We start from the raw sequence: 13,153 nt of genomic DNA, 5'->3' as shown, positions 1-13,153 counted from the left end.
CATCACGATCCCTCTTGAGGCAGTCTTCATTTATGGAATTGGGGATATAAACCGCTTACGCTTTAAAATTGCGTGCTATTTTTTTATATCCATATACGGCACGGTTACCCAATTCTTCTTCAATGCGGAGCAACTGGTTGTATTTTGCCATACGGTCGCTACGGCTCAGTGAACCGGTTTTAATCTGTCCGCTATTGGTGGCTACGGCGATATCTGCAATGGTAGCATCTTCCGTTTCACCGGAGCGGTGGCTGGTCACAGTGGTGTAGCCGTTACGTTGGGCCATTTCGATAGCATCCAGAGTTTCAGTCAGCGAACCGATCTGGTTTACTTTTACCAGGATAGAGTTTGCACAACCTTCACTGATTCCTTTTTCCAGGAACTTCACATTGGTAACGAACAAGTCATCACCTACCAGCTGGCAACGGTTGCCCAGACGCTCGGTCAGCATGCGCCATCCTTCCCAGTCGTTTTCTGCCATACCATCCTCTATCGAATCAATGGGGTAGTCCCAACTCAATTTTTCCAGATAGGCAACCTGTTCGGCGGCACTGCGCTTTTCCCCTTTGGGGCCTTCAAACTTGGTATAGTCATAGATGCCGTCATGATAAAATTCGGAAGAAGCACAATCCAGACCGATGGTGATATGTTTAAACGGTTCATATCCGGCAGCTTCAATAGCGGCAAGGATACAATTCAAAGCATCTTCAGTGCCATCCAGTGCAGGGGCAAAACCGCCTTCATCTCCTACGGCTGTGCTTAGTCCGCGTTTTTTCAGCACCTCTTTCAAAGCATGGAATACTTCTGCGCCCATCCGTAAGGCCTCACGGAATGTCTTTGCGCCGACAGGACGAATCATGAATTCTTGAAAAGCGATAGGAGCGTCGCTATGCGAGCCTCCGTTAATGATGTTCATCATCGGGACGGGCATGACATAGGTATTTGTTCCGCCGATGTATCTGTAAAGAGGGATATCCAGATAGTTGGCGGCAGCTTTTGCCACAGCCAGGGATACGCCCAAAATAGCATTTGCGCCCAGTTTTGATTTAGTTGGGGTTCCATCCAGATCAAGCATGGCTTTGTCAATGCCACGTTGGTCCATAGAGTCCATTCCTTTCAATGCCGGAGCGATAAGGGTATTTATATTTTCTACAGCTTTTAATACGCCTTTGCCCCCGTAACGGGTCTTGTCACCGTCACGTAGCTCCAATGCCTCATGTTCACCGGTTGACGCACCCGATGGGACAGAGGCACGGCCCATAATCCCTGATTCCAATATCACATCCACTTCCACAGTGGGGTTACCACGTGAATCCAAAATCTCTCTTCCTTTAATCTCTGCTATTTTCATATAATTCTAATTTTATAAGATGGTTTTATTTTAATAACAATAGAGAAGCCGGATTTGTTGAGGTGCCAGGGAAAGTTTTTTCATGATATTTACTTTTTTATTTCTTTCCACAGAGTACATCCGTCTTCTTTTTTCGTCTCCCTTTAATAAAAGCTAGAGATCAATATGAAAATAAAATGGATAGTGGGGGGGCTGTTATGGGCAAGTTCTTACTTGCAGGCTGCCGCACAGGAATATAAACTGTGGTATGACGAACCCGCTCAGGTTTGGACTGAAGCGCTTCCGCTGGGTAACGGGCGGTTGGGAGCGATGGTATTCGGCAATCCCGGTGTGGAGCATATCCAGTTGAACGAAGAAACTATTTGGGCAGGACGTCCCAATAATAATGCTAATCCCGATGCGTTGGAATATATTCCCAAAGTGCGCCGGTTGGTGTTCGAGGGAAAATATCTTGAAGCACAAACGTTGGCTACCGAGAAAGTAATGGCGAAGACCAATAGCGGTATGCCCTATCAATCGTTTGGCGATCTGCATATTTCTTTTCCGGGGCATACACGTTATTCCGATTACTATAGGGAACTGAGCCTGGATTCAGCTCGTACCATCGTGCGTTATAAGGTGGACGGGGTGACTTATCAGCGTGAAACACTGACGTCGTTTGCCGATCAGGTAGTTATGGTGCGTCTTACTGCCAGCCAACCCGGAAAGATTACTTGTAACGCCAATCTTACTACTCCGCATCAGGATGTGATGGTTGCGACGGAAGGGGAGGAGGTTACCCTTTCGGGCGTATCTTCCTGGCATGAAGGACTCAAAGGGAAGGTTGAATTTCAGGGACGTATGACTGCACGTACTCAGGGAGGAACCCGATCTTGTCGTGACGGAGTCTTGAGTATAGAAGGGGCGGACGAGGCTGTGATTTATATTTCCATTGCTACCAACTTTACTAATTACAAGGATATAACAGGTAACCAAGTGGAGCGTGCGAAGAACTATCTGCGCCGGGCTGTAAGTAAAGATTATATGACATCACGTAAGGCACACGTCGATTTTTTCAAGCAATATATGGACCGTGTCTCTTTGGATTTAGGCATAGACAAATATGCAGGGGTAACCACTGATATGCGTGTACAGAATTTCAAGGAAACGAAGGATGATTTTCTGGTGGCCACTTATTTCCGTTTCGGCCGCTATCTGTTGATTTGTTCTTCACAGCCGGGTGGGCAGCCTGCTAATTTGCAAGGCATTTGGAATGATAAATTATTTCTTTCCTGGGATAGTAAATATACATGTAATATCAATGTTGAAATGAACTATTGGCCGGCCGAAGTGACGAATCTCAGCGAATTGCACGAGCCTTTGATACAACTGATCCGTGAAGTGAGTGAAACAGGGCGTGAGTCGGCCAAGATTATGTATGGGGCGGATGGCTGGGTATTGCATCACAATACGGATATATGGCGTGTTACCGGAGCTATAGACAAGGCTCCGTCGGGATTATGGCCTACGGGTGGAGCCTGGCTGTGCCGTCATTTGTGGGAACGTTATCTTTATACAGGCGATATGGAATTTCTCCGCTCGGCTTACCCTATCATGAAAGAAGCCGGTAAGTTTTTTGATGAAATCATGGTGAAGGAACCGTTGCATAACTGGTTGGTGGTATGTCCGAGCAATTCTCCGGAGAATACTCATGCAGGCAGTAACGGGAAAGCGACTACGGCTGCCGGGTGTACTTTGGATAACCAGCTGATATTCGATTTGTGGAATCAGATAATCACGACCGCCCGTCTGTTGGGTACGGATGCTGAATTTGCCACCCGTTTGGAACAGCGTTTAAAGGAAATGGCGCCCATGCAGATAGGACGTTGGGGGCAATTGCAGGAATGGATGATGGATTGGGACAATCCGCAGGATGTGCACCGTCATGTGTCACACCTTTATGGTTTGTTCCCCAGTAATCAGATTTCTCCTTACCGTACTCCCGAATTGTTTGATGCGGCACGTACTTCGCTGATTCATCGTGGCGATCCGTCTACCGGATGGAGTATGGGATGGAAGGTATGTTTGTGGGCCCGTCTGTTGGATGGTGACCATGCTTATAAACTGATAACCGATCAGTTGACTCTCGTACGTAACGAGAAGAAAAAAGGAGGAACTTATCCTAATTTGTTTGATGCCCATCCACCTTTTCAGATTGACGGTAATTTTGGTTGTACGGCGGGTATCGTAGAAATGCTGATGCAGAGCCACGATGGTTTTATTTATTTACTTCCCGCATTGCCGGCGCAATGGAAAGAGGGAAGCGTGAACGGGATTATAGCCCGTGGAGGTTTTGAATTGGATTTGAGTTGGAAGAATGGTAAAGTGAGCCGGTTGGTGGTGAAATCCCGTAATGGGGGAAACTGTCGTTTGCGTTCTTTAAATCCGCTGGCAGGCAAAGGGCTGAGAAAGGCGAAAGGAGAGAATCCGAATAAATTGTATGCCATACCCGAAATCTTACAGCCGATTATAAATAAAGAAGCGAAATTGAATAAAGTTGAGTTGAAAAAAACTTATCTTTATGATCTGGAAACCAAAGCAGGTGAAGAGTATATATTCTTAGGTAAGTGATGATTCTTGCATTGATTGTAAGGATGAAAAATAGTAAAAAGAAGAAATATGAAAAGAACAGGATTAAACATTATTTGCTCATTGTTGCTGGCAGGTGGAATGTGTGCATGTACTGCCACTCCTAAACAGACCGAAGAAATCAAATGGAGCGAACGTATGGCTCAGTCGGAAATGCAACGTTTCCCTGAGCCTTGGATGATAGAAAAAGCGAAAAAGCCTCGTTGGGGCTATACGCACGGACTGGTGGTGAAATCCATGTTGGAGGAATGGAAACATACCGGTGACACTGCCTATTATAATTATGCAAAAATATATGCAGACAGTCTGATAGACACCGACGGTAAGATAAAGACCATGAAATATCTTTCTTTTAATATTGATAATATCAATGCCGGAAAGATTTTATTCGATTTTTATGAAAAGACGGGAGACGGGCGTTATAAGGTGGCGATGGATACTCTTCGCAAACAACTGGCCGAACAGCCCCGTACCAGTGAAGGCGGTTTCTGGCACAAACTGATATATCCGCACCAGATGTGGCTGGATGGTATATTCATGGCTTCTCCTTATCTGGCTCAATATGGTAACGTATTCAAGGATACTACGGTCAATGCCGATATTGTGAATCAAATAAAGCTGATTGCCCGTAAAACGTATGATCCTAAAACCGGTTTGTTCTATCATGGCTGGGATGAGAGCAAGACACAAAATTGGGCAAATAAGGAAACCGGGTGCTCACCCAACTTCTGGAGCCGCAGTATAGGCTGGTATGCCGCTGCCGTGGTGGATGTATTGGACTATATGCCGGTGCAGTTCGAAGGACGCGACAGCATTATGACGATTATAAATACGTTGGCCGAAGACATTGTAAAATACCAGGAGCTTGAAACAGGGGTATGGTGGCAGGTGACTGACCAGAATAACCGTAAAGGAAATTATCTGGAATCTTCCGCTTCATCGCTTTTTGTATATTTTCTGTGTAAGGCTGTAAACAAAGGATATATTCCTGTGGAGTATAAAGCGGCCGCAGAGCGTGGATTCAACGGTTTGATAAAACAATTCATTAAAGAAGAGCCTGATGGTTCATACACTATTACCAACTGTTGTGCTGTTGCAGGATTAGGCGGTAAAGGAAACCGGGATGGAAGTTTTGCTTATTACATCGGTGAGCCGGTGATAGAGAACGATCCGAAATCAGTAGGTTCCTTTATTTTGGCAGCTATTGAATATGAGAAAATGAAGCAGTAGGAATAATCTGAAAAAGATGAGGACATTTGTCAAAAAGGTCTTCATCTTTTCCGTAAACATCAGGACCTTTTTTAAACACCTTGTTGTTTTGATAAAAGCTCTTGTTTGGAGATTGTCAATTAATTAATAAACGAATTTGAAAATACAATGATGAACAGACACGCATTACTTTCCTTATTGGCTTTATTGCTATGTTGCTCTACTTCGTTGCCGGCGCAGAAAGCGAAAACGTATATTCCCTGGAAGAACGGCAAACTGGTGGTGTCCGAGGAGGGACGCTACCTGAAGCATGAAAATGGAGTACCTTTCTTCTGGTTGGGTGAAACCGGATGGCTGATGCCGCAACGCTTGAATCGTGACGAGGTTTCTTACTATCTGAATAAGTGCAAGGATGCTGGATATAACATGGTGCAGGTGCAGGTATTGAACGGTGTGCCTTCCATGAATATTTACGGCCAGTATTCCATGACAGACGGTTTTAATTTCAAAGATATCAACCGCAAAGGGATTTATGGATATTGGGACCACATGGACTATATTATTAAAAGTGCCGCTTCACGGGGCATCTATATAGGGATGGTATGTATTTGGGGAACTCCCGTGGAACAAGGGCTGATGAATGAAAAAGAAGCCGTGGCATACGGTAAGTTTCTTGCAGAACGTTACAAGGATGAGCCGAATATTATTTGGATGATAGGAGGGGATATCCGCGGTGATAATAAGACGGAGGTATGGGATGCCTTGGCAAACAGTATCCGCAGCATAGACAAAGGTCATCTGATGACTTTCCATCCGCGTGGACGTACCACGTCGGCTACTTGGTTTAATGACCGCGAATGGCTGGATTTCAATATGTTCCAAAGCGGACACCGTCGTTACGGACAGCGTAACGGTGATGGTGACTATCCTATCGAAGAGAATACGGAAGAGGATAACTGGCGTTTTGTGGAAGCCAGTCAGGCAAAGACTCCGTTGAAACCGGTGATTGATGACGAACCTATTTATGAAGACATTCCACAGGGGCTGCATGATCCCAATGAAACCCGTTGGAATCAGCACGATGTGCGTCGTTATGCCTATTGGTCGGTATTTGCCGGATCATTCGGGCACTCATACGGTCATAATGATATCATGCAATTTATCCGTCCCGGATATGGAGCCTCTTTCGGTGCCGACGGACGTAAGAAAGCATGGTGGGATGCTTTGGAAGACCCCGGTTTCAATCAGATGAAATATCTGAAGAACTTGATGCTGACTTTTCCTTTCTTTGAACGTGTGCCTGATCAGAGTGTCATTGCAGGAACTAACGGCGAACGCTATGACCGTGCCATCGCTACCCGTGGAAATGACTATTTGCTGGTTTACAATTACTCAGGACGTCCTATGCAGATCGATTTGAGCAAAATCAGCGGTGCGAAAAAGAATGCATGGTGGTATAGCGCGAAGGACGGTAAGTTGGAATATATCGGTGAGTTTGACAGTAAAGTCACTTCTTTCCAGCATGATAGCGGTTATCTGAGCGGTAATGACCAGGTTCTGATTGTTGTGGATTCTGCGAAGGATTATGTGCAGAAAGCTTGGACAGCCTTGCCGGATGCCATACAGAAATGGAATAAGTAAGAAATATGCATATCATGAAAAAACAAGTATTATTAATCATTCTTCTGGCACTTCCGTTGTGGTTGAAGGCAGCGGATGTTTCGGTTACCGGCCTGCGTACCGAGCAGATGGTAGATCCCATGGGGTTGGATACTGCTGCTCCCCGTATGAGCTGGCGGTTGGAATCTTCTCAAAGAAATGTGATGCAGACCGCCTACCGGATCTTGGTTGCGTCTTCTCCTGAACTTTTAGCACAGGATAAAGGAGATTTGTGGGATTCCGGAAAAGTGGAATCCGATGCGTCCGTATGGATTCCCTATCAAGGGAAGCGTTTGAAAAGCAATCAGCGTGTTTACTGGAAAGTGAGAAGCTATACCAATCGCGGTGAGACAGAATGGAGCGAGCCTGCCCGATGGGGGATGGGACCTTTAGGTGAGATTCATTGGAAAGGACGATGGATAGGTTGGGACGCTGCGTTTGCATGGGACCGGGAAGATTCACACAGCCGTTTGAGCTCTCGTTATTTACGCACGGAATTTAAAACGCAAGCCAAGGAGATAAAGTATGCTACCCTTCATTTGTGCGGTTTGGGTATGTACGAACTGTTCATTAACGGCCAGCGGATAGGTGATCAGGTATTGGCGCCGGCTCCAAGTGATTATCGTCGTACTGTGCTTTACAATTCTTTTGATGTCACCAAACAGGTTGCCGGAGGAAATGCCGACAATGCCATCGGAGTGACCCTGGGCAACGGACGTTTCTACACTATGCGTCAAAATTACAAACCTTATAAGATTCCTACTTTTGGTTACCCCAAGTTGCGTCTGAATCTGATTATAGAATATACCGACGGCAGTATCCAGCGCATCAACAGTGATGAGAAATGGCGTTTGACGGCTCAAGGGCCTATACGTAGCAATAATGAATACGATGGTGAGATTTACGATGCCCGTATGGAATTGGGAAACTGGACACAGCCCGGTTATGATGATTCCAAATGGCTGAAGGCGCAACGTGTTTCATTGCCGTACGGTACACTCCGCGGCAATACCGCTCCCAACATGAAAGTGATGAAAACGCTGAAGCCGGCTGTCTTCAAGCAATATGGTGACCGTTATATGATTGATTTCGGTCAGAATATGGCAGGATGGGTGCGTATTAACATAGCGAAAGCCGCTGCGGGAGATACGATTTGCATACGTTATGCCGAACGGGTAAAGAACGACGGTACGGAACTGGATGTGGAAAATCTCCGCCATAGCCAGAGTACGGATTATTATATCTGCAACGGTAAAGAAAACAACACCTCCTGGAGTTCTCGTTTTTCTTATCATGGATTCCAATATGTAGAAGTGACAGGTTATAAAAATCTGAAAGCGGAAGATTTGGTTGCTGAAGTAGTATATGATGACTTGGAAGATAACGGTACTTTCGAGTGTTCCAATGATATCATGAACCGGGTTTATCGGAATGCCTGGTGGGGAATTTCCAGTAATTATAAAGGAGTGCCTTTGGATTGTCCGCAGCGTGACGAGCGCCAGCCCTGGCTTGGCGACCATGCTATGGGAACGTGGGGGGAAAGTTTCATGTTCAACAATGGAAACACCTATGCCAAATGGGCGGATGATATCCGTGAAGCGCAGCGTGAAGACGGTTGTATTCCTGATATTTGTCCGGCTTATTACAATTATTATACATCGGAAATGACATGGTCGTCCACATTCCCGGTAATCTGTGATATGGTTTATGAACAGTTCGGCAACATCGAACCTATTCGTAAGAATTATGCCGCTATCAAGAAATGGATGCACCATATACGCAGTGAGTTCACCACAGAGGATGGAGTGATTAACGCCGATAAATACGGTGACTGGTGTATGCCTCCCGAATCACCGGAGCTGATTCACAGTCAGGACCCTGCCCGCAAGACGGATGGAGCACTGATTGCTACAGCCTACTATTATAAGGTGTCGCAAATGCTGGCCAAGTTCGCCCGTTTGCAAGGTTTGGAAGATGAGGCGAAAGGATTCGAGAAGGATGCAGCAAAAATCAAAGACTGCTTCAACGCCCGTTTCCTTACGGTTAAGAAGGGAACTTCTCCGGTACAAACGCCGCATGTTCTTTATCCCGACAGCATATTCTATGGTAACAATACGGTGACAGCCAATATCCTGCCGCTGGCTTTCGATATGGTTCCTGAGGCCTATAGGGAAGAAGTGGAGAAAAATGTAATAACAGGCATTATCACCCGGAATAAAGGTCATATCAGCAGTGGGGTGATAGGTATGAACTGGATGATGCGTGAGCTTACCCGTATGGGGCGTGGCGATGTTGCTTTCCTGTTGGCAAGCAACAAGACTTATCCCAGTTATGGCTATATGATAGAAAAGGGAGCTACTGCCATTTGGGAACTGTGGAACGGTGATACCGCCAATCGTTGGATGAACAGTTGTAACCATGTGATGATATTGGGTGATCTATTGACTTGGTATTTCCGTGATTTAGCCGGATTTAATCCGGCACAGCCCGCTTACAAACAAATCATCCTTAAACCTGATTTTTCCATCCAGGAGTTGAGTCATGTCAAGGCTTCGCACAACACTTTATATGGCAAGATGATTAGTAACTGGAAGAAGACCCTTACGCATTTGGAATGGGATATCACGGTTCCCTGTAATACCACTGCATTGGTTTATCTTCCAACGTTGGACGAGAAGGCGGTAAAAGACAAGGACGTTACCTTTGTACGTCGGGAAGGCAACTCTACCGTATGGAGTGTTCCTTCGGGGAACTATCATTTTTCGGTTAGCATGGACCCTTCTTCAGGTAAAAACCGTGCAGGTATCGTGGAAGATCAGTTCCTATACGAACAAGCTTCTTTTCCCGAATGCCACGGCGCTACTATTGTGGAATTGAAGAACGGAGACCTGGTAGCCTCTTTCTTTGGAGGCACTAAAGAGCGTAATCCGGATTGTTGTATCTGGGTATGTCGCAAGCCGAAGGGCGCGACGGAATGGAGTGCACCTTATCTGGCTGCCGACGGGGTGTTTAGTCTGGATGATCCGCAGGCTGTCTTGGCAGGCATTACGGCAGAATCCACTCCGGCGGATGCCGGCCCCGTGGCTTCTACGTTTAAAGGGGACAAGTCCCGGGCACGCCGCAAGGCTTGTTGGAATCCTGTGCTTTTCCAGATCCCCGGCGGAGATCTGATCCTGTTCTATAAAATAGGATTGAAAGTAGCCGATTGGAGTGGTTGGCTGGTACGTTCTAAAGATGGTGGAAAAACTTGGAGCCAACGTGAACCGTTGCCCAAAGGTTTCTTAGGTCCTATTAAAAATAAGCCGGAGTATGTGGATGGCCGTATCATTTGTCCTTCCAGTACGGAAGGCGATGGAGGATGGCGTATCCATTTTGAAATTTCGGATGATAAAGGAAAGACTTGGAAGATGGTAGGTCCTGTAGAGGCGGAAATGAGTGTGCCTACAGCTTTGCGTAAGGAAAATGCAGCCAATGTAGACGATCAGGAAGGCGGTGAAGCCATAAAAGGAGAAGGCGAGAAGCCTATTTATGCTATCCAGCCCAGCATTTTGCGTCATAAGGATGGGCGTTTGCAGGTACTTTGCCGTACACGTAACGCACAGATTGCCACTTCATGGAGCAGTGACAACGGTGAAACATGGAGCAAAGTCACTTTGCTTGATGTTCCCAATAATAATTCGGGCACGGATGCCGTAACCATGAAAGATGGCCGCCATGTATTGATTTATAATGATTTCAGCACATTGCCGGGTACTCCGAAAGGGCCGCGTACACCGTTGTGTGTGGCGGTTTCGGATGATGGCATTCACTGGAAGAATGTAATGACATTGGAAGACAGCCCCATCAGCCAGTATTCTTATCCGTCCATCATTCAGGGCAAGGATGGCAAACTGCATGCCGTATATACCTGGCGCCGTCAGCGTGTGGCTTATAAAGAGTTGGATTTGAGCAAACTGAAATAATACAATTGTGGATAAAGGAATTCTTTGATAGAGAGTATTGGAGAATTTGAAAAAAACGGGTGTCTGAAATAAAAATCAGATACCCGTTTTTTTGAAAACAGACTCCCATTATCCGCCAATGAAAGCTCTTTCTAAAGATACAGAATATGAAATAATTATAAATAGAGTACAAACGTTTCTTATTATCGTCCTCCCTTTATAAAGAAAAGAATAAGTGACAGATTATTATGAAAAGCATTAGACTACTACTTTTACTGGCTTCCGGAGTAACTACGGGAGCATTTGCCCAGTCGGGCGGGCTGACGGATATGAGCCAAAGTCGTTTTGCCAAGATGGCCAATACGGAATTAGGTGCCGTGCATTGGACAGATGGCTTTTGGGGCGACCGTTTCAATGTATATAGCCATACCTCCTTGCAAAGTATGTGGGACACATGGAACAATCCCGATGTTTCGCATGGCTTCCGTAACTTTGAAATAGCTGCCGGTGTTTGCGAGGGCGAACATTGGGGACCTCCCTTTCATGACGGTGATATGTATAAATGGATGGAAGGGGTGGCTTCCGTGTATGCCGTCACGAAAGATCCCGAATTGGATAAACTGATGGATCACTTCATTGAACATGTGGTGAAAGCCCAGCGTGCGGACGGTTACATCCATACCCCTGTCATCATCGAGGAAAAGAATAAGGGGATTGACACTCATTCGGACAAACAGCAACAGACGGTAATTGGCACCAAAGTAGGAGGTGAGGACGAGAAAGGTGCATTTGCCAATCGTCTGAATTTTGAAACCTACAATTTGGGGCATCTGATGATGGCAGGTATCATTCATCGCCGTGCCACCGGAAAGACTACTTTATTCGATGCTGCCGTAAAAGCGACGGACTTCCTCTGTCATTTCTATGAAACCGCTTCTGCGGAACTGGCAAGAAATGCCATTTGTCCCTCCCATTATATGGGTGTGGTGGAAATGTACCGTGCTACAGGGAATCCCCGTTATCTGGAACTTTCCAAGAATCTGATTGATATCCGTGGAATGGTGGAAAACGGCACCGATGATAATCAGGACCGTATTCCGTTCCGTCAGCAATACAATGCGATGGGACATGCCGTGCGTTCCAATTACCTGTATGCCGGTGTGACCGATGTGTATGCCGAAACAGGAGAAGACCAACTGATGAAAAACCTGACCAGCATCTGGAAAGACATTGTGACCCGCAAGATGTATGTTACAGGAGCGTGCGGTGCGCTGTATGACGGCACTTCGCCGGATGGAACCTGCTATGAGCCGGACAGCATTCAGAAAGTACACCAAAGCTATGGCCGTCCTTATCAGTTGCCTAATAGTACGGCGCATAACGAGACCTGTGCCAATATCGGCAATATGCTTTTCAACTGGCGTATGCTGGAAGTGACGGGCGATGCCAAATATGCGGATATTGTGGAAACCGCCCTTTACAACAGTGTGTTGAGTGGTGTCAGTCTGGATGGAAAGAAATATTTCTATACCAACCCGTTGCGCATCAGTGCGGATTTGCCATACACACTTCGCTGGCCTAAAGAACGTACCGAGTATATCAGCTGTTTCTGTTGTCCGCCTAATACGCTGCGCACCGTTTGTCAAGCCCAGAACTATGCTTATACGGTGACTCCGAATGCGGTATATTGCAATTTGTATGGAGCGAATACACTGGCTACAACTTTGAAGGAAACGGGAAAGATCGGGCTGGTGCAAGAAACGGAGTATCCGTGGGAGGGTGCTGTGAAGCTGACTGTTACCGAAGCTCCGAAACCGTCAAAGAAGAAAGCGTTTTCTTTGTTCCTCCGTGTTCCTGACTGGTGCGAGAAGGCAACTTTGAAGGTAAATGGCGAACCGGTGCAAGGAACCTGGAAAGCGAATACATACGCCGAGGTAAACCGCATCTGGAAGAAAGGGGACTGTGTGGAATGGGTGATGGATATGCCTGTAAAATTGCTGGAAGCAAATCCGTTGGCCGAAGAAATCCGTAACCAGGTAGTGGTGAAACGTGGCCCGTTGGTCTACTGTCTGGAAAGTATGGATATAGAAGGCGGGCATAAGATAGACAATGTGCTGATACCTGCCGATATCCGGTTGACTCCGAAAAAAATAACCATCGAAGGCAGTCCGATTGTCGCATTGGATGGTACTGCCCGTCTGGTCGATGAAGTATCATGGAAAGATACCTTGTACCGCGAGGTAGGAAAGGCCGACAAACCGGTCCATATCCGTCTGATTCCTTATTATGCATGGGGAAACCGCGGAAAGGCTGAAATGACGGTATGGATGCCTTTGGCACGGACTAATCACTAACCACTTACCCC

The 13,153-nt window shown here is 46.3% G+C and carries 6 protein-coding genes; 5 read left to right on the top strand and 1 reads right to left on the bottom strand.

Features of this window, described 5'->3' with window-relative positions:
* Positions 1 to 55: 55 nt before the first annotated feature.
* Positions 56 to 1,351 (bottom strand): phosphopyruvate hydratase, encoded by a 1,296-nt coding sequence (gene eno / locus RE317_RS02180; protein ID WP_005844757.1) that lies wholly within the window; start codon positions 1,349 to 1,351, stop codon positions 56 to 58.
* Between the two features lie 165 nt (positions 1,352 to 1,516).
* Here eno and RE317_RS02175 point away from each other — a divergent pair, with 165 nt between their 5' ends.
* From RE317_RS02175 to RE317_RS02155, 5 genes are all read left to right on the top strand, one after another.
* Positions 1,517 to 3,961, top strand: coding sequence for a glycoside hydrolase family 95 protein (locus RE317_RS02175; RefSeq protein WP_303266136.1), 2,445 nt, complete (start codon positions 1,517 to 1,519; stop codon positions 3,959 to 3,961).
* A gap of 48 nt (positions 3,962 to 4,009) precedes the next feature.
* Complete coding sequence (locus RE317_RS02170) at positions 4,010 to 5,209, top strand: glycoside hydrolase family 105 protein (protein ID WP_117695999.1); 1,200 nt, start codon at positions 4,010 to 4,012, stop codon at positions 5,207 to 5,209.
* Between the two features lie 150 nt (positions 5,210 to 5,359).
* Positions 5,360 to 6,829 carry a glycoside hydrolase family 140 protein gene (locus RE317_RS02165; protein ID WP_005848147.1) on the top strand — a complete coding sequence of 490 codons (1,470 nt, stop codon included), beginning with the start codon at positions 5,360 to 5,362 and terminating at the stop codon, positions 6,827 to 6,829.
* A 14-nt stretch (positions 6,830 to 6,843) separates the two neighbouring features.
* Positions 6,844 to 10,809: a family 78 glycoside hydrolase catalytic domain gene (locus tag RE317_RS02160; protein ID WP_016270208.1), complete on the top strand. Its 3,966-nt coding sequence runs from the start codon at positions 6,844 to 6,846 to the stop codon at positions 10,807 to 10,809.
* A 227-nt stretch (positions 10,810 to 11,036) separates the two neighbouring features.
* On the top strand, positions 11,037 to 13,142 hold the full coding sequence (locus RE317_RS02155; protein WP_005844768.1) for a glycoside hydrolase family 127 protein: 2,106 nt from the start codon (positions 11,037 to 11,039) through the stop codon (positions 13,140 to 13,142).
* Positions 13,143 to 13,153: the final 11 nt, after the last annotated feature.

Origin of the sequence: Phocaeicola sp. GP0067 (assembly GCF_031119655.1) — a bacterium.
GTDB classification, from domain to species: domain Bacteria; phylum Bacteroidota; class Bacteroidia; order Bacteroidales; family Bacteroidaceae; genus Phocaeicola; species Phocaeicola vulgatus.
The sequence above is the reverse complement of the archived record's forward strand: the minus strand, read 5'-3'. Positions and strand labels throughout refer to the sequence as shown.

Excerpts from the sequence above, each read along its gene's own strand:
- eno (WP_005844757.1), bottom strand. The coding sequence starts at position 1,351 with ATGAAAATAGCAGAGATTAAAGGAAGAGAGATTTTGGATTCACGTGGT.
- RE317_RS02175 (WP_303266136.1), top strand. The coding sequence starts at position 1,517 with ATGAAAATAAAATGGATAGTGGGGGGGCTGTTATGGGCAAGTTCTTAC.
- RE317_RS02170 (WP_117695999.1), top strand. The coding sequence starts at position 4,010 with ATGAAAAGAACAGGATTAAACATTATTTGCTCATTGTTGCTGGCAGGT.
- RE317_RS02165 (WP_005848147.1), top strand. The coding sequence starts at position 5,360 with ATGAACAGACACGCATTACTTTCCTTATTGGCTTTATTGCTATGTTGC.
- RE317_RS02160 (WP_016270208.1), top strand. The coding sequence starts at position 6,844 with ATGAAAAAACAAGTATTATTAATCATTCTTCTGGCACTTCCGTTGTGG.
- RE317_RS02155 (WP_005844768.1), top strand. The coding sequence starts at position 11,037 with ATGAAAAGCATTAGACTACTACTTTTACTGGCTTCCGGAGTAACTACG.